The 24,346-nt window shown below is 56.2% G+C and carries 35 protein-coding genes and 1 pseudogene; 2 read left to right on the forward strand and 34 right to left on the reverse strand.

The features are described from left to right. Positions 1–13: 13 nt before the first annotated feature. From QCD69_RS18670 to QCD69_RS18770, 21 genes and pseudogenes are all read right to left on the reverse strand, one after another. Complete coding sequence (locus QCD69_RS18670; protein ID WP_301253087.1) at positions 14–292, reverse strand: phage tail assembly protein; 279 nt, start codon at positions 290–292, stop codon at positions 14–16. 55 nt (positions 293–347) lie between these two features. Continuing rightward, the gene (locus QCD69_RS18675; RefSeq protein WP_301253089.1) at positions 348–857 is read right to left on the reverse strand and encodes a phage major tail tube protein; all 510 of its coding nucleotides are present in this window, start codon (positions 855–857) and stop codon (positions 348–350) included. A 10-nt stretch (positions 858–867) separates the two neighbouring features. Further along, positions 868–2,037, reverse strand: coding sequence for a phage tail sheath protein (locus tag QCD69_RS18680; RefSeq protein WP_301253091.1), 1,170 nt, complete (start codon positions 2,035–2,037; stop codon positions 868–870). Positions 2,038–2,199: 162 nt separating this feature from the next. Next, positions 2,200–3,360 (reverse strand): hypothetical protein, encoded by a 1,161-nt coding sequence (locus tag QCD69_RS18685; protein ID WP_301253092.1) that lies wholly within the window; start codon positions 3,358–3,360, stop codon positions 2,200–2,202. 182 nt (positions 3,361–3,542) lie between these two features. Then, positions 3,543–4,130 carry a tail fiber assembly protein gene (locus QCD69_RS18690; protein ID WP_301253094.1) on the reverse strand — a complete coding sequence of 196 codons (588 nt, stop codon included), beginning with the start codon at positions 4,128–4,130 and terminating at the stop codon, positions 3,543–3,545. Continuing rightward, positions 4,130–5,218, reverse strand: a complete 1,089-nt coding sequence (locus QCD69_RS18695; RefSeq protein ID WP_301253096.1) for a phage tail protein — start codon at positions 5,216–5,218, stop codon at positions 4,130–4,132. The genes QCD69_RS18690 and QCD69_RS18695 overlap by 1 nt, the downstream gene beginning before the upstream one ends. Then, positions 5,215–5,823 (reverse strand): phage tail protein I, encoded by a 609-nt coding sequence (locus QCD69_RS18700; protein ID WP_301253097.1) that lies wholly within the window; start codon positions 5,821–5,823, stop codon positions 5,215–5,217. Before QCD69_RS18700 ends, QCD69_RS18695 begins: the two co-directional genes overlap by 4 nt. Further along, entirely contained in the window at positions 5,816–6,724 is a 909-nt protein-coding gene (locus QCD69_RS18705; protein ID WP_301253099.1) for a baseplate assembly protein, read from the reverse strand. Before QCD69_RS18705 ends, QCD69_RS18700 begins: the two co-directional genes overlap by 8 nt. A gap of 1 nt (position 6,725) precedes the next feature. Further along, positions 6,726–7,073 (reverse strand): GPW/gp25 family protein, encoded by a 348-nt coding sequence (locus QCD69_RS18710; RefSeq protein WP_301253101.1) that lies wholly within the window; start codon positions 7,071–7,073, stop codon positions 6,726–6,728. Next, positions 7,073–7,663: a phage baseplate assembly protein V gene (locus QCD69_RS18715; RefSeq protein WP_301253102.1), complete on the reverse strand. Its 591-nt coding sequence runs from the start codon at positions 7,661–7,663 to the stop codon at positions 7,073–7,075. Before QCD69_RS18715 ends, QCD69_RS18710 begins: the two co-directional genes overlap by 1 nt. Positions 7,664–7,732: 69 nt before the next feature. Further along, positions 7,733–8,179: a phage virion morphogenesis protein gene (locus tag QCD69_RS18720; protein ID WP_301253103.1), complete on the reverse strand. Its 447-nt coding sequence runs from the start codon at positions 8,177–8,179 to the stop codon at positions 7,733–7,735. Beyond that, a complete protein-coding gene (locus tag QCD69_RS18725; RefSeq protein ID WP_301253105.1) occupies positions 8,176–8,643 on the reverse strand; it encodes a phage tail protein in 468 nt (155 codons plus the stop codon). The genes QCD69_RS18720 and QCD69_RS18725 overlap by 4 nt, the downstream gene beginning before the upstream one ends. Next, on the reverse strand, positions 8,576–8,896 hold the full coding sequence (gene lysC, locus QCD69_RS18730) for an Rz1-like lysis system protein LysC (RefSeq protein WP_301253107.1): 321 nt from the start codon (positions 8,894–8,896) through the stop codon (positions 8,576–8,578). Before lysC ends, QCD69_RS18725 begins: the two co-directional genes overlap by 68 nt. Further along, positions 8,817–9,167 (reverse strand): annotated as a pseudogene (locus QCD69_RS18735) (Rz-like lysis system protein LysB); the annotation flags it as partial. The gene lysC and the pseudogene QCD69_RS18735, both read right to left, overlap by 80 nt. Next, a complete protein-coding gene (locus QCD69_RS18740) occupies positions 9,164–9,667 on the reverse strand; it encodes a lysozyme (RefSeq protein WP_301253109.1) in 504 nt (167 codons plus the stop codon). The pseudogene QCD69_RS18735 and the gene QCD69_RS18740, both read right to left, overlap by 4 nt. Then, complete coding sequence (locus QCD69_RS18745; protein ID WP_301253110.1) at positions 9,654–9,875, reverse strand: HP1 family phage holin; 222 nt, start codon at positions 9,873–9,875, stop codon at positions 9,654–9,656. Before QCD69_RS18745 ends, QCD69_RS18740 begins: the two co-directional genes overlap by 14 nt. 5 nt (positions 9,876–9,880) lie before the next feature. Then, positions 9,881–10,084 (reverse strand): tail protein X, encoded by a 204-nt coding sequence (locus QCD69_RS18750; protein ID WP_253455621.1) that lies wholly within the window; start codon positions 10,082–10,084, stop codon positions 9,881–9,883. Further along, a complete protein-coding gene (locus QCD69_RS18755; RefSeq protein ID WP_301253111.1) occupies positions 10,081–10,545 on the reverse strand; it encodes a head completion/stabilization protein in 465 nt (154 codons plus the stop codon). The genes QCD69_RS18750 and QCD69_RS18755 overlap by 4 nt, the downstream gene beginning before the upstream one ends. An 89-nt stretch (positions 10,546–10,634) precedes the next feature. Then, a complete protein-coding gene (locus QCD69_RS18760; protein ID WP_301253113.1) occupies positions 10,635–11,303 on the reverse strand; it encodes a terminase endonuclease subunit in 669 nt (222 codons plus the stop codon). Between the two features lie 3 nt (positions 11,304–11,306). Continuing rightward, positions 11,307–12,365 carry a phage major capsid protein, P2 family gene (locus QCD69_RS18765; protein ID WP_301253114.1) on the reverse strand — a complete coding sequence of 353 codons (1,059 nt, stop codon included), beginning with the start codon at positions 12,363–12,365 and terminating at the stop codon, positions 11,307–11,309. Between the two features lie 57 nt (positions 12,366–12,422). Beyond that, complete coding sequence (locus QCD69_RS18770) at positions 12,423–13,268, reverse strand: GPO family capsid scaffolding protein (RefSeq protein WP_301253115.1); 846 nt, start codon at positions 13,266–13,268, stop codon at positions 12,423–12,425. A gap of 144 nt (positions 13,269–13,412) precedes the next feature. Between QCD69_RS18770 and QCD69_RS18775 the strand changes: the two genes are divergently transcribed. Then, positions 13,413–15,170, forward strand: coding sequence for a terminase ATPase subunit family protein (locus QCD69_RS18775; protein ID WP_301253116.1), 1,758 nt, complete (start codon positions 13,413–13,415; stop codon positions 15,168–15,170). After that, the gene (locus QCD69_RS18780; RefSeq protein ID WP_441004987.1) at positions 15,170–16,204 is read left to right on the forward strand and encodes a phage portal protein; all 1,035 of its coding nucleotides are present in this window, start codon (positions 15,170–15,172) and stop codon (positions 16,202–16,204) included. Before QCD69_RS18775 ends, QCD69_RS18780 begins: the two co-directional genes overlap by 1 nt. A 30-nt stretch (positions 16,205–16,234) precedes the next feature. Here QCD69_RS18780 and QCD69_RS18785 read toward each other — a convergent pair whose 3' ends face one another. The 13 genes from QCD69_RS18785 to QCD69_RS18845 all read right to left on the reverse strand — a co-directional run bounded on the left by QCD69_RS18785 (position 16,235) and on the right by QCD69_RS18845 (position 24,205). Further along, a complete protein-coding gene (locus tag QCD69_RS18785) occupies positions 16,235–16,534 on the reverse strand; it encodes a DUF1493 family protein (RefSeq protein WP_301253117.1) in 300 nt (99 codons plus the stop codon). Next, entirely contained in the window at positions 16,528–16,986 is a 459-nt protein-coding gene (locus QCD69_RS18790) for an STM2901 family protein (RefSeq protein ID WP_301253118.1), read from the reverse strand. The genes QCD69_RS18785 and QCD69_RS18790 overlap by 7 nt, the downstream gene beginning before the upstream one ends. Positions 16,987–17,352: 366 nt before the next feature. Beyond that, positions 17,353–17,931 carry a hypothetical protein gene (locus tag QCD69_RS18795; protein WP_301253120.1) on the reverse strand — a complete coding sequence of 193 codons (579 nt, stop codon included), beginning with the start codon at positions 17,929–17,931 and terminating at the stop codon, positions 17,353–17,355. A gap of 20 nt (positions 17,932–17,951) precedes the next feature. Continuing rightward, positions 17,952–18,323 (reverse strand): hypothetical protein, encoded by a 372-nt coding sequence (locus tag QCD69_RS18800; RefSeq protein ID WP_301253121.1) that lies wholly within the window; start codon positions 18,321–18,323, stop codon positions 17,952–17,954. Positions 18,324–19,004: 681 nt separating this feature from the next. Further along, positions 19,005–21,251, reverse strand: a complete 2,247-nt coding sequence (locus tag QCD69_RS18805; protein ID WP_301253122.1) for a replication endonuclease — start codon at positions 21,249–21,251, stop codon at positions 19,005–19,007. Next, a complete protein-coding gene (locus QCD69_RS18810) occupies positions 21,248–22,114 on the reverse strand; it encodes a DNA adenine methylase (protein ID WP_301253123.1) in 867 nt (288 codons plus the stop codon). Before QCD69_RS18810 ends, QCD69_RS18805 begins: the two co-directional genes overlap by 4 nt. Continuing rightward, a complete protein-coding gene (locus tag QCD69_RS18815) occupies positions 22,111–22,446 on the reverse strand; it encodes a hypothetical protein (RefSeq protein WP_301253124.1) in 336 nt (111 codons plus the stop codon). The genes QCD69_RS18810 and QCD69_RS18815 overlap by 4 nt, the downstream gene beginning before the upstream one ends. Continuing rightward, positions 22,433–22,645, reverse strand: coding sequence for a TraR/DksA family transcriptional regulator (locus QCD69_RS18820; RefSeq protein WP_301253126.1), 213 nt, complete (start codon positions 22,643–22,645; stop codon positions 22,433–22,435). Before QCD69_RS18820 ends, QCD69_RS18815 begins: the two co-directional genes overlap by 14 nt. Then, positions 22,645–22,872, reverse strand: coding sequence for a DUF2732 family protein (locus tag QCD69_RS18825; protein WP_301253127.1), 228 nt, complete (start codon positions 22,870–22,872; stop codon positions 22,645–22,647). Before QCD69_RS18825 ends, QCD69_RS18820 begins: the two co-directional genes overlap by 1 nt. 68 nt (positions 22,873–22,940) lie before the next feature. After that, positions 22,941–23,282 carry a DUF5347 domain-containing protein gene (locus QCD69_RS18830; protein WP_301253129.1) on the reverse strand — a complete coding sequence of 114 codons (342 nt, stop codon included), beginning with the start codon at positions 23,280–23,282 and terminating at the stop codon, positions 22,941–22,943. Further along, positions 23,246–23,434 carry a phage filamentation protein Fil family protein gene (locus tag QCD69_RS18835; protein WP_301253131.1) on the reverse strand — a complete coding sequence of 63 codons (189 nt, stop codon included), beginning with the start codon at positions 23,432–23,434 and terminating at the stop codon, positions 23,246–23,248. Before QCD69_RS18835 ends, QCD69_RS18830 begins: the two co-directional genes overlap by 37 nt. A 9-nt stretch (positions 23,435–23,443) precedes the next feature. Beyond that, entirely contained in the window at positions 23,444–23,953 is a 510-nt protein-coding gene (locus QCD69_RS18840) for a phage regulatory CII family protein (RefSeq protein ID WP_301253132.1), read from the reverse strand. A gap of 30 nt (positions 23,954–23,983) precedes the next feature. Then, positions 23,984–24,205, reverse strand: a complete 222-nt coding sequence (locus QCD69_RS18845) for a regulator (RefSeq protein ID WP_301253133.1) — start codon at positions 24,203–24,205, stop codon at positions 23,984–23,986. Positions 24,206–24,346 lie beyond the last annotated feature (141 nt).

Below are 24,346 nucleotides of genomic sequence, written 5' to 3' on the forward strand. Positions count from 1 at the left end.
GCTTTGGGCCAGCTTACGCGTCCGACTTCGGCGACAAAAAACCGATCACCTTACCGGCCAGGGCAATCAGGTCGGCCGGATCGAGATTCAGGCATTCCGCTTTTGTCAGGGCGGGCAGCGTAATGCGCGGCAGCACGGTAATCAGCGCGTCCACGTCCGAGCCTGCAAGGTCGGCCAGGCGGGTGCCGCGCAGCGCGCCGGAATTGGGCTTAATCACCTCAACGGTATTAATTGCCTGCTCGCCGCGCATAACCGGGGTTTCCAGGGTAACGGTGTTTTCTTTAGTTTCCATGATTGCTCTCTCTGCAAAAGGGGGGTTAAGGCCAGCGCCGGGCGCTGGCGGTCAGTTAAACGAGGCCGATATTCTTGCGGCGCTGCTCCAGGCGATCGGTGCCGCTGACCTTCTCCACCATGTTGATGGTGTCGATTTCGATCAGCTCCTTGCCGTTAAAGGTCATTTTGTAATAGGTGCATTTGGTGGTGATTTTGGTTTCCGTGTCCTCGCCCTGTTTGGCCTCGCCAAAATCAAACGCCTGGTGCTTGCCGCGCACCTCAATCTCTACCGGGATTTCCTCGCCGGTGTCGTCGCGCTGGTACGAGCCGGTAAAGCGCAGCGGTACGGACGTCGCGCCCCACTGCGTCAGCACCAGCTCGTCAATACCGCCGATGCTCCATTCCATATCCAGCGCATCGTCGTCCAGACCCATATCGATATGCGCCGCGCCGCTCATGCCACCGCCCCGGAACGGGTCAAGCTTGCGGCTCAGCTTCGGCAGCGTGACGCTGGTGACGACGCCCTGATAGCTGTTGGCGTCGTTAAAGAGGTTCATCCCCTTGAGTTTTCGTGGCAGTGCCATTTTTCAGTCCTCAGCTGTTTACGGATGCGGCGAAGTTCGCCAGATATTTGTCGGTGATGCGCTGGCGCAGGGTTAAATCTTCCAGCGGCGGCACCGGCGTGTAGTCGTAGTCAATCGACAGCTTGCCCGCCTTCAGCGTGTCCTTGTCGTTGGCGCTTTCGTCATACCAGCATGATGCGCCCAGCAGATAACCGGCGTTCACCAGCTCGCGGAATTTGGCATTGATGCCCGCGATAATCTCGCGCACCAGTACCGGCGTCAGTGGCTTATCGTTGGCCCACATATGCGCCTCAGCCATCGTGTCGGCCAGCACCTGCGCGGTGCGGGTGTAGTTCTCAAAGGCAAACAGCGGATCGTCGCTGCAGGTGCGGTTTCCCCAGAAGCGAAAGCCGTCCTTGCGGATAAGCGTGGTCACGCAGGCCTCATTCAGCAGATCGGCGTCGGTGCCGGTCTGCTGCAGGTCCCAGAAGACGCCCGCAGAAATCCCGGTGACGCCGTTCACGCCGACGTTAGAAAGCGTTTTGTGCCAGCCGGTGTCGTTGTCGATTCTGGCGCGCAGGCCCAGCGCCCGCGCCGTGGCGTACGCGGTTTCAGATGCGTTGGCCGTGGTGTTCCAGGCAATGAAATCCGGCCAGATAACCATGATTTCGCGCTGGCTGAAGTTTTCGCGGTACTTCCTCGCGTCAGAGACGGTTTTGCAGTTCCACGCCGAGACGTAGCAGAAGGCGCGCAGCTGCTGCGCGATGCTGGCAAGCGCGGTCGCCACTTCTAAAGAGTCGAGGCCCGGCACGCCGAGAATGCGCGGCTTAACGTCGAGCTGGGTCTGCGCGCTTAACAGCGCTTTCATGCCGGTGTACTGGCCGTTTTCGTCGGTGGTGCCGATGATATTGGAAATGGTTTCCGCTTCGGTCGCGCCTTCAGCCACGCGCACCACGACGGTAACGGGCTTTGACTGGTCGGCGATCGCCTGCAGCGCGGCGGCCAGCGTACCTTTTTTACCGGCTTTGGCGATACCGGCCTGCACGTTGGTTAACAGTACCGGCGTGTTCAGCGGAAACGCGGTGGCGTCGGCGTCGTCGGCGGTACAGACCAGCCCGACAATTGCCGTGGAGACGGTGGAAATGGTGCGCGTGCCGTCGTTGATTTCGACGACGCGCACACCGTGATGATAATCAGACATCTGATGCACTCCGTGTTATGGGTGCGCTCAGATTGTCAGGTCAGGCGGGGCGGTGCATCATGTTGCATCTTGTTGAGACATGAGCGTGCAGAACTATGAAAATCACTGACTCATGCACTCTTAATCAAACTAAAACATATTGGCTAAAATTCTGACCTGATTTTATCCTTTAGCTTTTAAAACTTTCCCGACCAAATCAGCCAAAACATCAGTGCCGTCCATCACTGAAGGGATTTTATCTTCATTAGGCTGTATAGGGCTAAATATCAATGCTTCAAAGGACTTCCATGATTCATCAACCTTTTCAGAATGAGATGTTTTATCTTTAGTCTCGACATAATCATAGATAAATTCACAAAGATTAAGCCTGAGATCTATTTGAACCAATTGACTTTTGAGGGACTTCACCTCAACGTAAAAAAGCCGCATGAAATAGAAAAACAACAACTCCAGACTTACTAAAGGTATGTAATGCAAAGAGCTAGACCAATTTAACGGTATATCTTTAAAAAAGAAGTAAGAAAATAAAGATATTGGTAGCAATATAAGCAGCACTATAAATGACCAAGCCCTAAACTGTGCATAAATTACTTCTTTCTTTTTTTCCTTTCTAATTGTAGAAAAAGCTTTTGCCAGAAGCTTGAAGTTACCTTCTCTTTTAATGTCAGTTAACCTGGCGCCTAAATCGTCAGCCTCTTTACGCACAGCATCAAGATACTCAACACTACTGGTTGCTTTTTCTATTATGTCATTAACGCTATCTTTAAGTCTTTCTCTTTCAAATTCTATGTTATCCGTTAGCTTTTTTGCTTCCTTAAGGTTATTACTATTCAAAAAATCCTTGTAGACCTCAAACGGTAGATTGTTTTTGATCCAGGAGAAAGAAAAAGAGTGGTTGTTTGAATCCCCTCCCCACACCTCTGGCCTTACATTATCTAATTTTTCTAAAAAATTCCCCTGCAAACAAAAATGATCAAGATTAAATAGGTTAGAACTTAAGCATAAATTATACTCCCATGCAAATCTTAATAACACATGTAAATAAAACCTAGGTTCTGACTGTAGAAAGATTCTGTTAGTTAAGTGTTTACCTGCAGTATCCCTACAATAAGCAGTCCTTTTGTCGAAAATCTCTGGATATTTTAGATTTTCGGCCAGGTGTCGCCATGCAGATATATAAATAACAGCAACCAGCTCATGTTCATTCCAGCTGGCAGGATCTCTGTTTTTTGCTTTATCGTAAATATCCGTGTATCTTTTTTCTATCACTTTACCACAGAAGTTAATCTCTTCCCGAACGTCATCATTTAAAAAAGAAAACACAAGGCAACCTCACCATCTGAGAAATATTTCGCCAACGCTTTTAAACACCATATCATTTTTTACAAATGCGGTGGGTTATGAGCATTTTATTCAATAAAGGAAGTATAAACATACTCTAACCCATAGCTAAAAAAAACATTATTTATTGAGACTAAAGTCTTACTCTAATGAAAACCTTCTATTCAATTAGGTTTTTCTGGCCAGTCAATATCTGGCGCGGCGGTATCAACGGCCTGCACGGCCTGCACGTACTTCATCCACGCGGTAAGCGATGCCTTATCCGCATCGGTGATAATGTCGAGCCGCAGCTGCGTCTGCCACGCCTGCGTCGTGCTGTTGGCCTCGCTGATGCGCGCGGCCTTTTCCGCTTCGGCTTCACTTACCGCTGCGGCCCGCTGCGCGTCGCTGTCCGTTACCCATTTTCCGCCGTCCCATTTATCAAACGCGGTTGCCGGTGCCTGCGTGGTGGTGCCTGCCGGATAATCACCCGGCGCGGTGATTGCTGTCGCCGAACCGTCCGCCGTGGAATAAACCGTTTCGCCCCGGTGATCGGCTACGGTCTGCCAGCCGCAGTCCCGGTAAACCGCCACGAGGCCCGACTTTGCCGACGGCGGCGCGCTGCTGCAGGCGCACGCCGGGACGCCCACGCCCTGCGGTAAATATTCATCCGTCGCGCCGGTAAATTCGCCGCTCAGGCTGTCGTAGTTGTAAACCGTCAGCGTGCCGGCCGATTTCGCCAGGCCGTTTTTATCCAAAGTAATCTTTGCCATTATGCGGCCCTCACGATGTAGTTAAATGCGATGTTGCGCGGCCTGTTTTCGCCCGCAGTAGGAACCTGTCGCGATGCATCCAGCATGAACCGCGAAGCATTGTTAGTCGTTGAACCCGAGTTGGTGTCGGTTGCAAAGCGGGTCGATGCCGGATTCAGCGCGTCGGTATAAAAGGCCCCGGAAGCCCCACTGAACCCCCAGCCGTTATTAGTGGTAAACGCTGCCGTAATGTTTCTGATTGCGTCCCCCTGCGCGGCCAACAAGGCACGCCCGGTATCCACGCCGCGCCCGTCGTCCCAGCCTCGGATAAACTCGCCGCGTAAGTCCGGCAGCTTCAGCGACGGATACACCTTCGCCAGCAGCGGGTAAGCGGTGGCGCTGAACGATGCGCCGTTGCACTTCAGCCAGCCAGCGGGCGCGGTTGCCGCCGGATAAGGCAGCGGCACGCCAACCGGCACCGCCGACCCGTCGCCCAGCCCCAGCGCGGCCAGCGCTTTTGTAACCAGCCCGGCGTCCTTAATTTCCGCCAGCGCGTTTGCGGTCTGCAGGTACTGCTTATGCGGATTAGCGGCGGTGACGTGCGCGGACAGCGCCTTGTCGGCGTAAGCCTTCACCTCAATCACTGCATTATCCACGTACTGCCGCGTTGCCAGCACCACGGACGGGTCGATTTTCAGCGTAACCGCGCTCGTGCTGTTGACGATTAAAATCATGCGCACGGTCTGCGTGCGGCCGCTGCCCTCGGCGAGCTGCGGCTTGTAGGTTTCCGCGCAGTTGGCGACAGCAATCATCACGCCGTCGGCGTCAAACAGCCCGATTTCGCGTATCCAGAATCCGCCGTCGCTTTCCGGGATAATCTGCTCGGCGATGATCTGGCTGCTGTTGGCCGCATCCACCGTCAGGGCGTTAAGTGAGGCCCGGCGCTTTTCGCCGATAAGCCTCGTCTGCGCCGCGTCGGGTGTGGGCAGCGTGCCGCCGCCGTCGCCCACGGCCATGTCGGTAATCTGCAATTTAGTGCCGAGCGCCGCAGCGTTCGCCAGTTTTGCCGCGCCCTGGCTGGTCAGCAGGGCAAAATATTTAGTGGTCATGCGCTCACTTCCGTCAGGTCAATAAGATGCACCGCCGCGCCGGAATAAACCGGCCCGCCGACGCTGATAAGTTCAGGGGTATAGGGGTAAACCGTCAGCTCGTCGCCGCTGTAACAGGCGGCGGCAACCGGCAGGGCGCCGCTGGCGTCGAGGTTAACCGACAGCCCGACAAGGTGGCGGCTGCACGGCTTCGCGTCGGCAATCAGGCGCTCCAGCTCGTTATACATTTCCCCGGTAATGCCGGTATCCAGCACGCCCACGTCCAGGCGAAAGGTGCCCGGCTCGCCGCCGGTTTTCCACCACTCAACGATGCGGATCAGGTAGCCAAGCGGCTCCACCACGCGCCGGATCGAGCCGAGCGTGCCCTTGTGCCTGTGCACGTACTGCGAGGCTTTAACGACGGCGCGCTTTGTGGACTCGCTCCAGCCAGCGTCCCAGCGGTCAACCGACCACGCCCAGGCGAGATAAGGCAGCAGCTCCGCCGGGCAGGTATCCGGGTTCCATAACCGGCGCAGCGGTGCCGGAATGCTTTCAATCGTGGCGCAGGCTTCGGCGGCGGCCACCTCCAGCGCCGACGAGCCGGACGGCAGCAGGCGATCACTCATCCGAACCCCCGACCACAATCGACCAGCCGGTGCAGTACGCGGCCTGCGTTTTATCCAGCACCACGTCGGCGGCAGGCTGCGCCAGCTCCACGCGCTGCACGCCCTCAACGTGCAGCGCGGCGTACAGGGCCGATTTGCGGATATCCCTGCCGAGGCGCGCCTGCGTGGTGACAAAGGCGGCAAGCTTTGCCCCGGCAGCGGCGCGTATGGGTTCGGCTTCCGGCCCCGGATAGAGGTACAAAACGGCCTCCACGGCGTAATCCACGATTGCCGCCGACTGCACCGTGACCCGGTCGGCCACCGGGCGCACGTCCTCGTCGTTCAGCGCCTTGTCCACCACGGCCAGCAGGTCGGCGTCCGCCTCGCCGTTGCCCTCGCGCGACAGCACGGTGATGGTCACGCAGGCGGGCGACGGGCTGATGGCGGACGCATCGGCCACGCGACCGTCGGCGCTTTTCGCGTGGTACTCATAGGCGCCGGACGGCCCGGCCACGCTCAGCCCCTCGAAGGCGGCGGCGATGCGCACGCGGTAATCGTCGTCGCTTTCCATCACGGCGGCGGTCGGCGGGGTTGTGGTGTCGTCGGCGGCCGTTCGCGTCAGGCGGGCGACGCCGTTGTTTGCGCCGAGGTGGTCTAAATCATCCGCCAGGGCATACGCCACCATCACGGCCTTTGCCGCCTCGTTGACGCGCTGGCGCAGAATAACCTCGCGGTACGCGTTTTCCTGCAGCAGCTTGACCACCGGCTCGGACTCCAGCGCCAGCGTGCGCGCGATGGCGTCCTGCTGCTCCGCCGGGTACAGCGATACCAGCGTGGCCTTTCGCTCGTTGAGTAACGTTTCATAGTCCAGCGCTTCCACCACGTCGGGCGCGGGTAGCTGGCTCAGGTCAATAGTTGCCATATCAGCTCACGGGTACGGTTAAGGAAAAATCCTGCGCGGTATCGGTGCGGCTGCCGGTGATTTCGACCACCATGCCGCCGTCGAACGCAGATTCGTAAGAGATGCCGGTCAGCCTTATGCGCGGCTCCCACTGCAAAATCGCCATGTAGCAGGCCGACATAATCTGCAGGCGCAGCGCCTCGTTTTGCGGCTGGTCAATTAACGCGGACAGCAGCGAGCCGTAGCTGCGGCGCATCACGCGGGAACCGACCGGCGTTAACAGAATGTCGCGCACCGACTGGCGGATGTGGTCAAGATCGGTCAGCGCCTCGCCGGTGTCGCGGCTCATGCCGGAATATCGCACGGTCATTACTGCGGCCCTCCCGACGTGTCGCCGCCGGACTTCACGCCGCCGTGTTTGTGGGAATCAACGATGATGCCGTTAGAGCTGAAGCTGCCGCCGCTGTGCGTAACGTCGCCCTTCATCGTGCCGCCCTGGGTAACTTCCAGCGTGGCGGTTTTCAACAGGGCGGAGCATTCCACCTCGGGCGAGTCCAGCATGATTTTGACGGCGGCCTGAATGGTTGCGGTCTGGATGCCGGTTGCCTTCAGCGCGCCGCTGGCAGGTTCGTACTCAATCACCGCGCCGTCGGGAAACGACCAGTGCAGCGCGTCAGCCGAGGCCGACGGCGCGGGATTTTCGTCAGAGAACACGCCCGGCAAAATAAAGCCGGTGTCCAGCTCGCCGCCCAGGCACAGGACAAGCACCTGCTCGCCGACCGACGGCGCATTCCATGAACGGGTACGACCGGCCCGGCCGGTCAGCCAGTGCAGCCAGTTGGTTGTGTTGTTGCCGGTATCCACCCGGCACAGCCCGTCGTCAAGATTGACGGCAGAAACGGTGCCGATGCGGATCAGGTTGCGCAAGAGGCGCAGGATTTCGGGGGTTTGTGAGTTCATGCCGGTAGTGTTGCTTCGGGATGATTTGGGGGCAATCGTATGCCGCCCGTTGATAAATGGCCGGACAGATTACTTTGAAAGGTGATTAGTGATTTCGTCTTCAATCAGTTTTAAATCGCCGTCGCTCAGGCCAAGCAGCGGGCGGGCCTCGTACTGGATTTCCTTTCCTCCTCGGGCTGGCCGGTCGCGCAGCCCGTAATGATGCACGCGGGCCATGCGCTGCACGTTTCCGGCAAACTCCACCACGGCGTCGTCGGCGGTGCCTTTTGCCTTCATGTATTTAGCCGTGCGCAGCCTGGCGAACATCTCGCGCTTTATCCGGCCTTTCTTTTTGCGCACCGGTGCCTTGCGCGGCTTAAACGCCGTGCCGTCCGGCGCCTGCTGGCGTTTGATATTCTGCTGCTGACCGGCACGCAGGCGCTTTGCGATGGTGCGTGCCATCTCCTTGCGGGCAGCGGGCGACAGATTGCCGATAAGCGCGTTTAGCCTGGCGTCGAACGCTTCCAGCCCGTTCACAGCTGCAGCCCGCTGACCAGTTCACCGCCCGCGTAAAGCTGGGTTGGTCGCGCCACGTTATCCGGCAGCGGGTTTTCGCCCGCGTGCTTGACGTGCAGCGCGTCGCCTTCCTGCTTCACAATCACGCGCTCCGTCAGCTGCAAATCAATGCTGATATCGCACAGGGTGTCGCTCAGCACGTCAGCCTTAAAGGTAAAGCCGGTACGCCGCTTTTCTTCGGTCGCCATAATGTCGGGCTGGTTCTCGCGCAGCCACGCCAGCAGCGGCACAATCAGCAGGTCGATATCGTCGCCGTAGTCGGTCACGACCAGATTAAGCTGATACTGATACTCAAAAGACAGCGAGCTGGCGAGCGTTGAGACGATGCGCCCGCCGTCGATAAACATATTCAGCCCGTCAGGGTTTCTTTGCAGCAGCGGCACGCTGTCGGTCAGCGCCCGGCGTAGCTGTTTCGGTTTCTCCATCGTGTTGCTCCTGGCATTCTTTGATGATTTCCACCTGCAGCCCGCACGACGCAAGCGCAGCCTCTAACTGGCGGTTATCCGCCGCTAAATCGCCCTGGGTCTGCAGGCTGTTGCCCGGCAGCGGGCAGCTTGTCACGCGCGGACAGCCAGTCCAGATAATCTCGGGCGTTGCTGAATGCGGGCCGCGACTGCAGCCGGATAACGTCAGCAGGCAGAGCAGCAGCAGACCAGCTGCGTAAAGTCGGGTTGGCATCGGTTTCCCTCTGTATGGTCAGTTCACGGTTAAGGGCGGCGGCACCGGCACGGCCCTGCAGCAGGCGCAGCGCGGCCTCGCGTTTCTGGCCCGCTTTTGCCTGGTCGTTCAGGCGGGTAATCGCCTTATCGCGGCTTTCAATTCCGGCGGACAGCGTGCCGATAATGCGCTGCGCATCGGTAAGGTGGCCGTTTGCCGTATTCAGCCGCCAGCCGGTCAGGCCCAGCGCGACCAGCGCCACGGCCAGCAGCGCCGCTAACAGGCGGATCATAACGCCCCCTTTAAGCACCAGGCTTTTTCACGCTGGCGGCGGTTTTCCAGCCCGGCATTTCTGACGCCGTTCACGTATACCCAGCGGTCAAGCTGCAGGCAGGCGCGTTGCCACTCGCCATGCCGGACAAAACCGGCCAGCGTCGAGGTGCAGGCCGCGCGCACGCCCACGTTAAAGCCGAACGACACCACCGCATCATAGACCGGCTGCGGCATGGCGGGCATACAGGCATCAATCCCGCGCTCCACGCGCATCACGTCGTACACCAGATTAACGGCGGCCTGCCGCTCGCTGACGTGACTTTGCGGCGTCACGCCTGCGGTGTGGCCGATCCCGTTTGTCCAGACCCCGGCGCTGCATTGATAGGGCGAGGTGCGGCAGCCTTCGGCGTCGGCAATCAGCGCCAGCCCGCCGTCGGATATCTTCAGCGTGTTAAACTGCGGCAGCAGCGTTGCAATTGCCAGCACCGCCAGCACGGCGCAGTGTTTAGCGGCTTTCATTGCCTTTCCCCTTAGCCAGCGCCTGTTGCAGCTCCCAGGTTTTGCGGCGGTAGTGCCAGTTGATAAAAAACGTCGCCACGTTAATCACCAGCGTCACCACGGCGACGCCGGAACCGACCATAAAGGCGATATCCTGCGGCGTGTGACGGCCGAACCACATCAGCACCAGGCCGATCAGGTAGTTCACCAGCGAATTGATTTTCTCCATCTTTTTCAGTCCCACAGGTTGACGGTTTCATCCGCTGACGATTCCGGCAGGTCGGGCAGCGTAACCTCGCAGCCGTGCATTAATACCGGCCCGCTCTCGGCCAGCCCCGGATTGGCGGCATAAACCAGTTCGACGGCCTGCGCCGTGCGTCCGTAGTACCGCCAGCAAATCTGGTCTACGGTGTCGCCCTGCTGCGCGTAAATAATCACAGCAGGCTCACGATGCAGCCGGGACGCCCGGCGATGCGGCTGATGCTGAAACGCGCGTCGCGCCAGTACTCGTCCGCGCTCGCCTCCACCTCGGCGCCTTTTTTGCCGCTGGCGTCGTAGCCGCGATAGCGCTCAACGATGGCGGCACCGGTCAGGGCGCTGACGGCGGCAAAATAATGCGTGACCTTTTCGCTTTCGCCGTCAAAGCTTTCCGCCGGGACGTCGGCCAGGGTGGTAAAGCCCGCCGCCATTTGTTCGGCGCGCCAGTCGTACAGCTCGGCGTTCACTTCGGAAATCGCCGTTTTTACCGCAAGGCGCAGGCGCTGCGCGGTCACGGTGCCCTCATAGCGCAGCGTGTTACGCAGCTGCTGCAGGTTCACGTCAGGCCAGAAAAAGGTGTTCTTTACCGGCGGTTCGGCATCGTCTGCCGGTCGCGGGGCGGGTATCACAATCGTGTTCATAGTCGGCCTTAAAATAGGTGGGCGGTGGAGAGCCGCGCAGGCATTAAAAATGCGTTGCAGCTCTGCCGCCCGGCGCGGGGCGCGTTCGGTCAGCGGCGGGCAAGGGCCTGCTTTTTCAGGTCAGTAGCCAGCCGCTCAATGTCTTTTTTGACGCCGCAGCCCTCGTGCAGCTGCAGCGCCCGTGTAAGGTGTTCCATTGCATCCAAAGCCCTGCCCGCATCGCGCAGCACGTACCCGGTGATTTTGTGCAGCTTGGCGCGCACCTGATCGGGCATGTCTGCGGATTTCGTCAGCTCAAGCGTTGCCAGCAGCGGGCCGATATCGACAGCCTGCTGCAGCGTCCGGGTGCGGGTCGCCGCGTCGGCCACCTCTTCGGCCAGCAGGTAGGCGGTCGCGTCGCGCTTAAAGCCCGACGGCGGCACTAACCCGTGCTGAAGCGCGTACCGGGCAATCTCCAGCGCGCCCGGCACGTCGCCCGCATCCAGCCGCCAGATCATGACGGTCATCAGTACGGCGTCCTGCGCGCCTTTGCCTTTCGCCAGCACGCCCGCGACCCAGGGCAGGTACTCCGGCAGCATCTGCCGCTTGAGTTCGGCCTTGCGCTCCTGCGAGCGTACTTTCTTCAGGCGGCGCTTGTCGTCGTTGAGCTTCAGCAGCATCAGCTCGTAGCCGTTGGCGTGGCGCAGCGGGTTGCTGGCCTGCTGCGAGGCCGCTTCCGCCTGCTGGCGCATAAGGTGACGTCGGGCAGGGCTTAACATGCGTTATGCCTCCGGTGTCGCTGCTGCAGGCGCGTCGGACAGGGTGATTTTTTCAATCAGGCAGCCCGCCGCGTAATCCTCCACCACGTAGTCCTCGTTGATGGACTCGTAGTTTTCGATGCGGTCGCGCTTCGCCACCTCGTCGATCATGCGGCGGTGCGTGCCTTCCTGAAAATAAATCGACAGGTTGTCCAGGCGGGTGATCAGCATCGCGTCCGCCGGGAAGTACGGCACGCGCACGGCGGGCAGGTTGCCGATACGCTTCTGGCTCACAATCAGATCGCCCGCCAGCGCCTCGGTGTTGGCCTGCACCTGGTTAACCAGCGGGAAATACTTGTCGGCCAGCAGCTGACGACCGCAGACAACAACCAGCTCCGGGTCTTCCTGATACCACGGCTCGATTAGGGTGTTGGTTGCATCCATCACCACGGCGTCAAGGTTGGCGTAGGTGCGGCCTTTACCGATCAGCACGCCGTCGGTCACGGTGCCGTCTTCCGCCGTGGTTTTGTTCATCACGCGCTCCGGCGCGTCGTTGCGGTACTTCTGCAGCCAGCCAACCGCCACGTCCTGCAGCATCGGATTTTTGGCGCGGTTGGAGGTTTTGGCGCGCGACACGCCGTTAAAGCCGATCATGATGCGGTCGAGCGACTGGCGCTTGATAATGGCGTCACGCAGGCGGGCCTGAAAATCTTCATAGCGCGCCCACAGGTCAAGCGTGTTGTAGCGGATATGAAAGTCGTAGTTAACCTGCACGCACTCGTAGCCGGTGCTGTCCAGCGCGGAGAAGTCGGCGGTTTCACGTTCGTCGCCGCCCGCCGTGTCGGTGGTGCTGGCAATCGAGCCGGACACGCCGATCCCGATTTTCTCGCCCTTCATTTCGGACACCGGCACGATGTTAATGCGCGTTAAGAAGTCCGACGACTCCTGCACGCGGTTCATCAGCGTTTGCGTCACCGCTGGCTCAACGGTGAATTTCTTGTTCATGTCGCCGGTTTCGACGTTGTTCAGCTCCGCCAGGCGGGTCATGAAAGCGTTAAATTTAAAGCGGGTGTTCTGGCGCATTTGCGCTCCTGTATTCAGTTAAATGTTTTAATCAGCGGCCAATCTGCACGCCGGGAATCAGCAGTCGGTCTGCACGCTGGCGGTGCTGTCGCCGCCGGTCGAAGCCGGGCGACGGGAAAAGCCGCCGTCTGTTTTCGCAAGCTGTGCCTGCAGCGCGGTAAACGCGGTGCGGTCTTCCCCGGCCTGCAGCTCCAGCGCGTCGAGCCGTTCGGTTAAAGCGACTTCCAGCGCCGACAGGTTTTGCGCCTGCGCCTCGCCGTTCTGCTGCACCTGCTCGGCTACGGCGGTCACGGCCGCGCTGACGTCCGCAAACTGCAGATCGGCGCCTTTTTTCTTCGCGGAGAACATCGCGGTAACGCGGGCCAGCAGCGACGGCACCGGATCGGCCTCTTCGGTAAACTCGATCAGCGTTTCTTCAGCGGCGGTAAACAGGTTGTCTTTGTGCTGCTTGCGGGACGCCAGCGGATTGGCTGACGCCGTGGCGCTGAAACTCAGGATTTCGGTGCCGAGGCTCGCCGGGTCGTCGGTGACGGCAAGTCCTATCAGGTACGCCTCGCCGGTGTCGGCAAACTTCGGATTGACCTCGATGGAGGTATAAATTTTCTGGCGGGCTTTGGTCAGCTCAACCAGCTCCGGCGTCGGGCTGATTTCACCGTACAGCGCCAGCTTGCCCTTGAGCGGGCCGTCCACGATTTCTTCCGCGCTCAGGGCGGTAACGTCGCCATAGCGGCGAAACGGGCTGTCGGGCGTGTAGCCCTTGATGTGTTCCATGTTGATGCGCGCGCCGTACATCGCCGGGTCATAGTTCGCCGCCATCTGCGAAATCCAGTCGCGGGAAATCTCGCGGCCGTCGGTGGTTGCGCCTTCCACTGCGATACGAAAACGCTTTGCTTTAGTTGCCATTAATCAGGCTCCGGTTGTGGGTTCGTTCAGGTCGGGGCCAGTTTCCCCGCCACGGGCCGTCCGCTCAACGAAAGCCAGCCCGCTCAGCGACCAGCAAACAGGCACTGCAGGCGCGTCTTTTTGCGCCCCGGTAGCCTTGTCGGCATGAACATACAAACCACCATCAGCGATCCGCGCCGTCAGGCTGCGCTGCTTTACTGGCAGGGATATTCCGTGCGCCAGATTGCGGAGACGCTCGGCCAGAAAACACCGACCGTGCAGAGCTGGAAGCTGCGCGACGCATGGGAAGATATCGCGCCCATCAGCCGCGTCGAGGCCAGCATGGAGGCGCGGTTAATTCAGCTCATCATGAAAGAGGTCAAAGGCAACGGGGACTACAAGGAGATAGACGCGCTGGGCCGCCAGATAGAACGCCTGGCCCGCGTCGAGCGCTACCGCGGTTCAGGTAACGAGGCTGACCTTAATCCCAACGTGCGCAACCGCAATAAGGGCGAGCGCCAGCCGGTAATTAAAAACGTTTTCAGCGACGAGCAGACCGACAAACTGACCGGCCTGTTTATGGATAACTGCTTTGAATATCAGCTCAACTGGCACCGGGCCGGGCTGGATCACCGCATCCGCAACATTCTGAAGTCCCGCCAGATTGGTGCGACGTTTTACTTTGCCCGCGAGGCGCTGATTGATGCGCTGACCACCGGTCGCAACCAGATTTTTCTGTCGGCCAGCAAGGCGCAGGCGCACGTTTTCAAAAACTACATCATCGACTTTGCCCGGCAGGTTGACGTTGACCTCAAGGGCGATCCGATTGTGCTGCCGAACGGTGCGCGGCTGATTTTCCTGGGCACCAACGTGCGCACCGCGCAGAGCTACACCGGCAACCTCTATCTCGACGAATATTTCTGGATCCCGAAGTTTCAGGAGCTGCGCAAGGTTGCCAGCGGCATGTCGCTGCACAAGAAATGGCGCACCACGTACTTTTCCACACCGTCGAGCCTGTCGCACAGCGCGTATCCGTTCTGGTCGGGCGAGCTGTTTAACAAGGGACGCCGCAGCAAAGACGACCGTATCGAGCTGGATTTATCGCACTCGCATCTTGCAAAAGGCGCGCTGTGCGGCGATGGCCAGTGGCGGCAGATTGTCACCGTTGAGGACGCGCTGACCGGCGGCTGTAACCTGTTTGACCTGGACCAGCTTTCGCTTGAGTACAGCCCGTCGGAATATCAGAACCTTTTAATGTGCGAGTTTGTGGACGACGAGGCCAGCGTGTTCCCGTTTGCCGAGCTGCAGACCTGCATGATCGACAGCCTGGAAGAATGGACGGACTTTAACCCTTACGCGCTGCGCCCGTTCGATTACCGCCCGGTGTGGATTGGCTATGACCCGTCGCACACCGGCGACAGCGCGGGCTGCGCCGTGATTGCGCCGCCGCTGGTTGCGGGCGGCAAGTTTCGCGTGCTGGAGCATCACCAGTGGCGCGGGATGGACTTTGCCGCGCAGGCAAAATCCATTGAGGACTTAACGAAAAAATACTGCGTGGAGTACATCGGCGTGGACGCCACCGGCATCGGCCAGGGCGTTTTTCAGCTGGTACGGCAGTTCTACCCGGCCGCGCGTGAAATCCGCTATTCGCCGGAAGTGAAGACAGGGATGGTGCTGAAGGCAAAAGACACTATCAGCAGCGGCCGCCTGGAATACGACGCCGGAAGCACCGATATCACGCAGTCCTTTATGGCGATCCGTAAAACCATGACCGCCAGCGGCAACCGCTCAACCTATGAGGCGAGCCGCAGCGAGGACGCCAGCCACGCCGACGTCGCCTGGGCAATTATGCACGCGCTGTTAAACGAACCACTGACCGCCGCCAGCGGCGGCGTTAACCCTTCTTTTGTGGAATTTTACTGATGAAAAAACGCAGCCGTAAGGCATTCAAGGCAGCACCAGCGGCACCGGCCGCGCCGCAGCCGGTCGAGGCTTTTACCTTTGGCGAACCCACTCCGGTCATGGATAAGCGCGACATTCTGGATTATGCGGAGTGTATCGGAAACGGGCGCTGGTACGAGCCGCCGGTGAGCTTTCACGGGCTGGCAAAAAGCCTGCGTTCGGCGGTGCATCACAGCTCGCCGATTTACGTTAAGCGCAACATTCTGGCCTCAACGTTCATTCCGCACCCGATGTTAAGCCAGCAGGAGTTCAGCAAGTTCGCGCTGGATTATCTGGTGTTCGGGAATGCCTTTGCCGAGCTGCGTCACAACAGCCTCGGCAAGCCGTTCAGGCTGGAAACCACCCCGGCAAAATTTACCCGTAAGGGCGTGAAGGACGGCGAATACTGGTTTGTGAACGACTGGAAGGAGCCGCACCAGTTTGCAGCCGGCAGCGTGTTTCACCTGATTGAGCCGGACATTAATCAGGAGCTTTACGGCCTGCCGGAATACCTCAGCGCGCTTAACTCCGCCTGGCTGAACGAGGCGGCCACGCTGTTTCGCCGCAAGTACTATCAGAACGGCGCGCACGCGGGCTACATCCTGTATATGACCGACGCGGCGCAGAGTTCCAGCGACGTGGATCGGATGCGCCAGGCAATGCGCGACACGAAAGGCCTGGGCAACTTCCGCAACCTGTTTATGTACGCGCCGAACGGCAAGCCGGACGGGATTAAAATTCTGCCGCTCAGCGAGGTGGCAACGAAAGATGATTTCTTTAACATCAAAAAGGCGAGCCGCGACGACTTGTTAAGCGCGCACCGCGTGCCGCCGCAGATGATGGGGATTATCCCGGACAACTCCGGTGGGTTCGGGGATGCGGTGAAGGCGTCACAGGTTTTTGTCAGGAATGAGTTAACGCCATTGCAGGAGCGGCTGAAGGAGATTAACGACTGGATGGGGGAAGAGGTGATTGCATTCCGGCCCTATTCACTGGAAGCGGCCGCAGCAAACTGAAGATATAGCGCCTGCCTTTGCAGGCGTTAATTATTTACCCAGCCAGCGACCGGCCCGTGCAGACTCAACCAACAGACGAATAGTCAGCGGATCATGGGGCGCGGTAAAATCTTCCGGGAAATATTCGGCAAATGTGATAGTGCCAGGGTCAATGCCAAACTTGTCAGCATAGCGTTCCAGCAACTCATACGCGTCGATAGGATCCATGCGAAAGTCGTTGTTCAGATCGGTGTCCAGCTCAAGCTTATAACGCCTGAACGTGAACAGACTTCTGCCGTTATAATCTTCAACCAGTGCAAATACGGCCTTTTCTGTATCCTCGCTTACCATATCCTGTCGTCCTTATTGGCAATACGGTTGTATTTTACCGTGGCTTTCCAGCCTATCTCCGCCACATCAGCGGCCATAATTACCCAACCTAAAACCGGGATTGTGCGACCGACAAACGTCCCCAGCTTGTGAGTCATTAACATTTTAATTTGAAGCGGCTTTTTAGGATTTTGTATCCACGTAGGCAATCTGAACGGAAGACGATAATCACGCAACAGCTTGCGGGAATAAACCGAAGCATAAGAGGTGCCTTTCCACGCCCCGTTTAGCTTGCCGGATACGTCAATCGTATTTTGTCCCGAGTAGATCGCTGCCAGCGCGAGGATATCTTTTGCACCGCTGAAGTGCTCGGCAGTCACATCAATCATTATCCAGAAATAAAGCTCTCCGGCAGACAGGTTGGTAAGCCCGCCGTAAAAGTAAGTCCCGTTTAGCTGCTCAGTTGTATCCATATCATTCCCTTACATGGGTAACCGTATTGGTTAAAACTGTACCACATCGATTCCGGCCAATGCCAGACGCCCTCAGACGCATTTTGCGTGGCCCTCGTGCTTAATCACCCCTCTGTCACCCCAAACCATTGCGCACGCCTCCGGGGCGCTGACGCAGCCTGCGGCACACATGTTTACCCCCTCCGCGCGCAATGCTATCCCCGCCACGCCTGCCCGCTTTGTGCATCGTTTTTAATGCAGGTGCATCAAGCAAAAAAACGGCGCCAGCATTGGTCATGGTTTATATGTTTACTTGGGGATCGTGCATGCGGATCCATGCACCCTATGCATGCACGAAAAAAAACCGCCCAGCAGGCGGTTTTTTATTTACGCGAAAGCTCTTCCGTCAGCAGTCACAAGCTTAGCAACTTGGCGATCCGGTAGAAGCATGACAGCTTGCTCCAAACTCTTTCTGTCACCAATGAGAGTGAGCAAGTTGTTAGCTGCCTTAACGACATTAGCAACTAAAGCTATAACCACGTAAAATGGAAAAGTATACGATATCAACATTAAGTTATTGATTATGTATACTTTTTCCAAAATCTTCGCAGACTCCTGAATTGATTGATTAATCACCAAGTTATTACACCGCTTGAACAGTTCAACCTCTCTGTTTAGCTTTGCCCTAATCTCTGGATTACTTTCTAAACGGATCTTTGCTCTGACTCTGTTTGTGATGGTCATGAGGTGCAGTCTATTGATCGCATTGTTCAACGCCTCGTGAACCAATTGTGCTGCCTTCGTATTATCTTCAGAATGGTCTGAGATAATCTCGTTTCTTACTGTATCTCGAAGCTCAAACAGCTTGTTGCGGTAATGAAGCCTCAGCGAAGGGAGTAGAATCCGCTCGTAAATAAAGTGTGCTGCAGCCATACTCAACAGCACATAGAACAGCACTGTAAGCATAGTTTCTCCTTATGATGTTACTACTTATCGCTTGTACCCAATGAAATTGTAGTACGCGCTTGTTGATGTTGCGTCTTCTCAGTGCCTATTCTTTTAGCCTCCAGAGCGAAGCACCGACGCATAACCGACGCGTGCCAAGCCCAAGCCAGAACGGCAATAACCGCTAGGATGTAACCTAATAGAGAGTGATCAACAAACCCATCAAGTATGCGGTTCGCTAATTTTCCAATCTCATCTGACGGCATTCGCCATGCTGCAATCATTAATACGATACTGATTGTGATCGGCACTAACTGACCAGTGGTCATAGCTTTGATCATCACATCTCGAAATGCCTGGGCTGCTGTTACTTTAGCAGGAGCAGATCTAGGACTTCCTTTTGGTTTCCCCATTATCAATCAGCCGCGTTTATGATTTTGGGGCCAGAGTTTACATCCAGCCATCTCAAACAGTCAAAGCGTCAATCAGAAAAATCTGTCTAAGAGACTAAAATGATGCTGGGCTCATGCTCATTAATGTCTAGTGGTGCCTTAAAATCAACACTTTTTGAGCATCAAGACGCATTTTTCAGACTCAACCACTACATATAGTATTAGAGAACACTATAACCCCTAAGGAGCTAGCAGTAGTATTATCGGTCAAAAACGATACAACTTGAGCTATCTTTCACATCACCAGCTATCCTCCAAAAGTCGCAGTCGAAAACACGACTGGAAGCTGTTTGTTAGTCATCGAAATATTACGTGCTATCTCAGCAATAAGGTTTAACGCAACTACTCTATCTCGTTCCTTACAGGCTCCTTCTGAAGTAAGCCTAGCTATCAGCTCTACCTGCTCAAGCATCACCTGCTTTTGTAATTCACTACTCACACCCTCCCCCCCAATAACAACTGTACATACATACAGTATCACAGCATTCATAATGATATAAAGTCTTTTAAAGATGCGCATAAATAATTATATCACTTTGATAGATTTGTATTTTTTATCATAATTCGTAACGAGCATTAGTTAACCGCTACTAGCCTTTTTCTTAGGTTCAGCCGATAACCTGTTAGTTTTAAGCAGAGTGCCTAAGGCAATTTTTTTGCTGAAAGTTGCTTAAGCCGTTCAACTTTTGATAAAAGGCCTACCGTCTCAATACGTCTCTTCGGGCTAAAAAGCTCACCGCTGCCAGAGCTGCGGAACCACTGCCCGGCAATTTTGGTTTCTGTACCGCTGATAAGGCGCACGGCGACTGCCCGGCTGATGGTTTCGCGGGTGATGTCGCGTATCTGGCCGATCACGTTATCGCACGCTGCTTCTGTTTTGTCAGAGCGGCGCAGCTGAAGATGCCTTTTTTCCGGTATATCAGCCCTTACCCTGGCTAACAGTCGTCGCCGCTCCTTACGGGTTAACGCTGAAAGGTCGCGATCATCAACACTTTCCGGCTGTTTTGAATCCTGCGATCTCAAACCTCCCGTACAGTTATTGACAGAACTCCGAGAGGACGCGGACGCGTCCTTAAAATCAACGGCCAGGTCAACGGCGCGCTTTGGCACAATCTTCCACTGTGCGAGGCGGGTTAAGATCGGGGTGTCTTCACCAACTGACGTGGCGTAAACGCCCTTAATGCGCACGGTTTCCTCGCCGTACTCGTTGCAGTCTTCGCTTGCCTGATACCAGGTGCGCACGGCCAGCTCGTCACGCTTCACGAACGGGCCGCCCTGGGCGTTAACATATTCCGCCCAGTCGCCCGCGTCTGCAGCATCGTGCGCGGCGGCAAACTCAATGCTTAAGCCCTGCGCCGTTTCGCTGTCAGCCATACGGCGCAGCTCACGATAAACCGTTACCGGCGCACCGCCGACAAACTGGAACTGACGGATGTGCCAGCGCGCTGCCCAGGCAGACACGGCGGGCGCGGTTTCCTTCAGCTCTTTGCCGCTTTCGTCGTCCAGCTCGCCGTCGAGCGCGTAGCCGTCGATGTTTTTGGAGATGTACTTAGCCACGTAGCCGGTCGCGCTGCCTTTCTCCGGATCGATAGCCTCAGCATGAAAGCGGGCCTTTCTGGCTTTGTCCGTGGTCAGTTCGTAGCTGTCCTGCTGATACGCGTAATCGCGGATCACCTGCCGGACGCGCTGCACGTCTTCCGGGCGCATGAACATCAGCATATGCCAGTGTGGCGTACCGTCGTGATGCGGCTCGGCCACGCGAATGCCGAAAATGCGGATCTCTTCCCTGTGCAGTTTGGCGCGGACTTTCTGCCAGACGTTGCAGAGATAGCGCTGCGTTTCCACCGGGCTGGCACCGCTCCATTTGCGGTTGCGATAGCCGGTCTTGATTGTGGCGTGATAGCGGGCGGGTGCGGTCAGCGTATAGAAATCGCCGACAAAGCCCATATTGTTGCAGATATTTTCAAAGCCACGGATGCGGGTCATCAGCTCGCAGCGACGAATCGCCGGGTTCGCCACGCTGCCATCGTATTTTTCAATCAGGCTGATGCGGTTGCCTTCCTCGTCTTCCAGCTCCATGCCCTTGAGGAATTCACGCGTGCGACGCTTTTGCTCGCGCCACTCGTTTACAGTCATGGTGCTGGCGTAAGGGGTATGTTTTTTACTGACGTTTGCGAGCGCTATTTGCAGGTGCTCGCGCCATGAGGCAGCCACGCGGCGCAGGCGTCCTTTCCACCATTTTTCGGTCTGCATACGCATGATCGCAGGCGTCACGTCTTCCGGGCAGAAAATACGCGAGGTAACTTTCTCCCACAGTGGCGGGATCTGCTTCAGTTCGCGGGTGATGGCCGCAGCCGTCATGTAAACCCGGTGCGTGTATTTATAGTCTGATTCATTCTCAGACTGGCCGTGCGCCTGCACCATTTCCGCCAGGATAAAGCTGGCGATATCCCCGGCCAGTAAATCCACGTCGGCACGGGCCAGATCCGGAAGGCGGTTAAAGCGGTTCATCAGCTCCCACAGCGTACCCGCCGCACCGGCGGCCCCGGTTTTATCAGAGGCGTTACCGGTAAGCAGCGTAAAGGTGCCGGCGCTCATTTCGCCGAGGCGATACTGCGAGCTGACGCTTTCAACGCGTGGCAATGTGCGCTCGACGAACGTTTTCGTTAAGTACGCATTGGCACGCGCTGTGCCGTGAGTTTTTTCCAGCTCACCGGTGCGGCGCTTTACGTCAAGCTGAACGAGCGTCGGCTGCTTCTCCAGTAAATTCTGTGCATGCGACAAAGCCGCAATCATTCGACTGCGGCTGTGCTCCTCTTCATAGGTTAGGTATGGGCTGGCGATAGCCTCCCGTGGTGCATTCCACGGGTAAGCGTATTCCTGAATCATTGGGCCACCGGGATTATCGCGGAATAATCATCGCTTGCGCCCATATCCACACCAATGAAAACAGGGCTTGCCTTCGGGCCACGAACAGCAACGATTTCTGTCGCGCACTTACTCTTACCAGCAGCGACCCCAACAGAGCGGGCTACGTTAATTCTGGTAATGTCGAATGCGCGGAAAATGCTGCGCGTGAAAAGCGTGTCGCTGTTGGATACTGCAACAGGATTTTGCTCAGAAATACCCAGCAGAATACAGGCCAGTGAGTGCTGGTCGTCTTCGCTAAACCCGCCGGTATGATAATCGGTAAACGCCCCGTGATACGGCGGATCGCAATACACCACATCACCGGTTTTTACCATGCCCAGGGTTTCACGAAAATCAGCGCAGATGAATTCGGCTCGCTGCGCCCTCTCGGCAAACGCTTCAATTTCAGCCATTGGGAAATATGGCTTTTTGTAATTACCGTATGGAATGTTGAATTCTCCCTTACGGTTATAACGACATAGCCCACGGTATCCATTACGGTTTAAATAAAGGAAATAAGTGGCGCGCTGTAGCAATGTTAGTGACGGGCAGGAGTTAAATTCCTCACGGATACGGTAATAATCTTCCGCTTTCTCATTATCAATAAATAATTTCATTGCAGTAACGATGAACGGATTAGTAATTTCCTTTATCTGGCGATACATATTAATTAGATCAGGATTTACGTCCACCACCAGATAAGCCGGGAAATCCGTATTCATCATTACCGCGCAAGATCCAGCGAACGGCTCAACCAGGCGATCACCTTGCGGCAGATGCAAGGAAAGAGCAGGCATAACGCCTGCTTTGCTACCGGCCCATTTTAAAATAGTCTTGTTCACTCTTCCCCCTGACGCATACGCTTTTCATATTCAGCCTTTTTTTGCTCACGCAGTGGAGAAAGAACTGAATAAATCTCCTGACAGGCAATTAACAGGCGGCTATAAATGTCCGACATTTGGCCTAACTCGCTTACTTCATTGCGATGGGCAGCAATGCCTATGCAATCACTTATAAGATCGCGAGCTAATAGCGCCTCGGATTTGTAAACGGCCATTACTTCGGACACACGCACACGCTTTCCCTCAACCGTGCGCCATACCATCCGACCTAAAACATAATCTCCGGTTTTTGCGATACCGATATCGTGAGTTCCATTATTAATTGAAAGCATTGGCGCGCTCCTCCAGTTCCTGACAGCTCACGCAGCGGGTAACACCCTGAACGGCACGGCGGCGCGCTTCAGGGATGGGCGCGTCGCAATCTTCGCAAAAAGAGGCGCTGACCGTCACCGGGCGATAAATTACCTGGGCGATATTGCGCGCCAGCATTTCGTCGGTGCGCTGCTGCACCAGATCCATTGAATCGGCCATCAGTGCAGCTCCTGCGATTCACTGGTGTAACGTTCAGCCTCGCGGCGGATAAGCTCGGCGGCTTCGGTGCCATTTAGCTCCTGCTCACGGATATGCGCGGCCAGCTCAGCCAGGCGATCGGAAACGGCCAGCGCACGGTCTTTGCGTTCTTCGGTGCGGGCCTTTTTCAGCAACGCGGCCAGCGCCTCTGTTTCGCTGTCAAAATTGCGGGTTTCGATATTTCTCATTTCTCTTTTTCCTGAATGCGGGACAAGGGATGCCCGACGGGTTGACGTCATTTATTTAAAAAGGTTGATTAGTTGGGCAGAGTCATTCTCTTGGGAAATAAGCTCACTACTGCACGAAAATGGTTCATCGCACGAATAAGCGCGCTTTTTTCATCAGTGGTCAGCTCACTGAAATCAAGCTCATGCCGCTCAGTCCGAATATTTGCCAGATAGAAAATAGCGCCTAATGCCCGCTTGTTTTCCTGATAGTTCCGGTCAGTGGTATCACGCATTTCTTCAAAAAAGCGGCTGATATCCTTTCCGCAATCGTTGCCCCAAAATTTTGAGCGCAGTTCGGCAACGTGATTCAGTCCGGCCACTCTTGCGCCCGCTTTTATTTCAGCAAGTGCTGCTTCAGCTTTAATAGCCATAATTTACCTCTTTTACTGTTTTTTTTATTACTGGAAAAATCTTGCTGTTTTAATGCCGGATTCCAGCGCTTGCCGTCCTTGTTCATAATCCAGCCATGACCGTATGCAGGTAACGGACTTTGGCGCTTCAGTAGCGCAGCCATTGAGATCATTATTTTTCCTTAACTCAGACCGATGGAAGCGCTAAGGCCGCTAATCGCATCCACGGTGTTAGCCAGGGCTGGATTAGAATGCACGCGGGCATGAACGCTTAAGCCGATCAACGAAAGACAGCGGATGCCCGCATTGATGTTTTCGATAAATGCACTCTTACAGGAAGGCGTCATTTTCTGCCCCGAAACGGCAGCAGCTGCCACTTTTCCCAGCTCCGACGTCGCCTGCAAAACGTAATGAGTTACACGCTCAGCTTTCGCTTCATTGACCGGCACGGCAGGCATACATTTCATTTGCGACAGCAGACCGTCGATTAGCGTTGCGTCTTCAGTCAGATCGGTAATCGCGGCAATCTCCATCGCCGTTAACTGGTGAACCTGATCCGGGTTCAGTTTGTTGCGCAAAGTCTGATGATTCATCCCTAAACGGTCGGCCAGTTCGCGGATGTTATGGCGAACAGCGAACGCCCGGCAGGCATTATCAAAGTGCGGTTGTTTGGAAACCTGATAATCAAACATGATTAGTTAATCCCTAACTCGTAAGATTGTTTACGCCTGAAGCGAAATTCGGCATTCGCTTAAGGCTTCAACGGTTAGGGCTGCCATGTTTACTTCGACGCGAGCGCGGGGCTTATCGCCTTTACCACGGATTGGCAGACGGCCATCACGGATCATATCGCGGGCGGTGCCTTCTGCGATGCCGGTCAATAAGCAGTACTCTTCTAAAGGCATATAGGGGATCGGGATCGTGATTGTAATATTAGGACGCATGCATCAAACTCCTCATTTCGCGTGAGTGCATCAACACTCAACAACATTCAACAACATTCAATAACATTCAACTTTTTGCAAACTACGGAGAGACTTTAATTCGCATTTAGCAAAACATCAATAAAATTTTGCAAAAAGCGA

Source organism: Erwinia sp. PsM31 (genome assembly GCF_030433775.1).
GTDB lineage: Bacteria > Pseudomonadota > Gammaproteobacteria > Enterobacterales > Enterobacteriaceae > Erwinia > Erwinia aeris.

Bases quoted from the DNA above. Each gene is read 5' to 3' on its own strand.
- QCD69_RS18670 (WP_301253087.1), bottom strand. From the start codon at position 292: ATGGAAACTAAAGAAAACACCGTTACCCTGGAAACCCCGGTTATGCGC.
- QCD69_RS18675 (WP_301253089.1), bottom strand. From the start codon at position 857: ATGGCACTGCCACGAAAACTCAAGGGGATGAACCTCTTTAACGACGCC.
- QCD69_RS18680 (WP_301253091.1), bottom strand. From the start codon at position 2,037: ATGTCTGATTATCATCACGGTGTGCGCGTCGTCGAAATCAACGACGGC.
- QCD69_RS18690 (WP_301253094.1), bottom strand. From the start codon at position 4,130: ATGGCAAAGATTACTTTGGATAAAAACGGCCTGGCGAAATCGGCCGGC.
- QCD69_RS18695 (WP_301253096.1), bottom strand. From the start codon at position 5,218: ATGACCACTAAATATTTTGCCCTGCTGACCAGCCAGGGCGCGGCAAAA.
- QCD69_RS18700 (WP_301253097.1), bottom strand. From the start codon at position 5,823: ATGAGTGATCGCCTGCTGCCGTCCGGCTCGTCGGCGCTGGAGGTGGCC.
- QCD69_RS18705 (WP_301253099.1), bottom strand. From the start codon at position 6,724: ATGGCAACTATTGACCTGAGCCAGCTACCCGCGCCCGACGTGGTGGAA.
- QCD69_RS18710 (WP_301253101.1), bottom strand. From the start codon at position 7,073: ATGACCGTGCGATATTCCGGCATGAGCCGCGACACCGGCGAGGCGCTG.
- QCD69_RS18715 (WP_301253102.1), bottom strand. From the start codon at position 7,663: ATGAACTCACAAACCCCCGAAATCCTGCGCCTCTTGCGCAACCTGATC.
- QCD69_RS18725 (WP_301253105.1), bottom strand. From the start codon at position 8,643: ATGGAGAAACCGAAACAGCTACGCCGGGCGCTGACCGACAGCGTGCCG.
- lysC (WP_301253107.1), bottom strand. From the start codon at position 8,896: ATGCCAACCCGACTTTACGCAGCTGGTCTGCTGCTGCTCTGCCTGCTG.
- QCD69_RS18740 (WP_301253109.1), bottom strand. From the start codon at position 9,667: ATGAAAGCCGCTAAACACTGCGCCGTGCTGGCGGTGCTGGCAATTGCA.
- QCD69_RS18745 (WP_301253110.1), bottom strand. From the start codon at position 9,875: ATGGAGAAAATCAATTCGCTGGTGAACTACCTGATCGGCCTGGTGCTG.
- QCD69_RS18755 (WP_301253111.1), bottom strand. From the start codon at position 10,545: ATGAACACGATTGTGATACCCGCCCCGCGACCGGCAGACGATGCCGAA.
- QCD69_RS18760 (WP_301253113.1), bottom strand. From the start codon at position 11,303: ATGTTAAGCCCTGCCCGACGTCACCTTATGCGCCAGCAGGCGGAAGCG.
- QCD69_RS18765 (WP_301253114.1), bottom strand. From the start codon at position 12,365: ATGCGCCAGAACACCCGCTTTAAATTTAACGCTTTCATGACCCGCCTG.
- QCD69_RS18770 (WP_301253115.1), bottom strand. From the start codon at position 13,268: ATGGCAACTAAAGCAAAGCGTTTTCGTATCGCAGTGGAAGGCGCAACC.
- QCD69_RS18775 (WP_301253116.1), top strand. From the start codon at position 13,413: ATGAACATACAAACCACCATCAGCGATCCGCGCCGTCAGGCTGCGCTG.
- QCD69_RS18780 (WP_441004987.1), top strand. From the start codon at position 15,170: ATGAAAAAACGCAGCCGTAAGGCATTCAAGGCAGCACCAGCGGCACCG.
- QCD69_RS18785 (WP_301253117.1), bottom strand. From the start codon at position 16,534: ATGGTAAGCGAGGATACAGAAAAGGCCGTATTTGCACTGGTTGAAGAT.
- QCD69_RS18790 (WP_301253118.1), bottom strand. From the start codon at position 16,986: ATGGATACAACTGAGCAGCTAAACGGGACTTACTTTTACGGCGGGCTT.
- QCD69_RS18795 (WP_301253120.1), bottom strand. From the start codon at position 17,931: ATGCTTACAGTGCTGTTCTATGTGCTGTTGAGTATGGCTGCAGCACAC.
- QCD69_RS18800 (WP_301253121.1), bottom strand. From the start codon at position 18,323: ATGGGGAAACCAAAAGGAAGTCCTAGATCTGCTCCTGCTAAAGTAACA.
- QCD69_RS18805 (WP_301253122.1), bottom strand. From the start codon at position 21,251: ATGATTCAGGAATACGCTTACCCGTGGAATGCACCACGGGAGGCTATC.
- QCD69_RS18815 (WP_301253124.1), bottom strand. From the start codon at position 22,446: ATGCTTTCAATTAATAATGGAACTCACGATATCGGTATCGCAAAAACC.
- QCD69_RS18820 (WP_301253126.1), bottom strand. From the start codon at position 22,645: ATGGCCGATTCAATGGATCTGGTGCAGCAGCGCACCGACGAAATGCTG.
- QCD69_RS18825 (WP_301253127.1), bottom strand. From the start codon at position 22,872: ATGAGAAATATCGAAACCCGCAATTTTGACAGCGAAACAGAGGCGCTG.
- QCD69_RS18830 (WP_301253129.1), bottom strand. From the start codon at position 23,282: ATGGCTATTAAAGCTGAAGCAGCACTTGCTGAAATAAAAGCGGGCGCA.
- QCD69_RS18835 (WP_301253131.1), bottom strand. From the start codon at position 23,434: ATGATCTCAATGGCTGCGCTACTGAAGCGCCAAAGTCCGTTACCTGCA.
- QCD69_RS18840 (WP_301253132.1), bottom strand. From the start codon at position 23,953: ATGTTTGATTATCAGGTTTCCAAACAACCGCACTTTGATAATGCCTGC.
- QCD69_RS18845 (WP_301253133.1), bottom strand. From the start codon at position 24,205: ATGCGTCCTAATATTACAATCACGATCCCGATCCCCTATATGCCTTTA.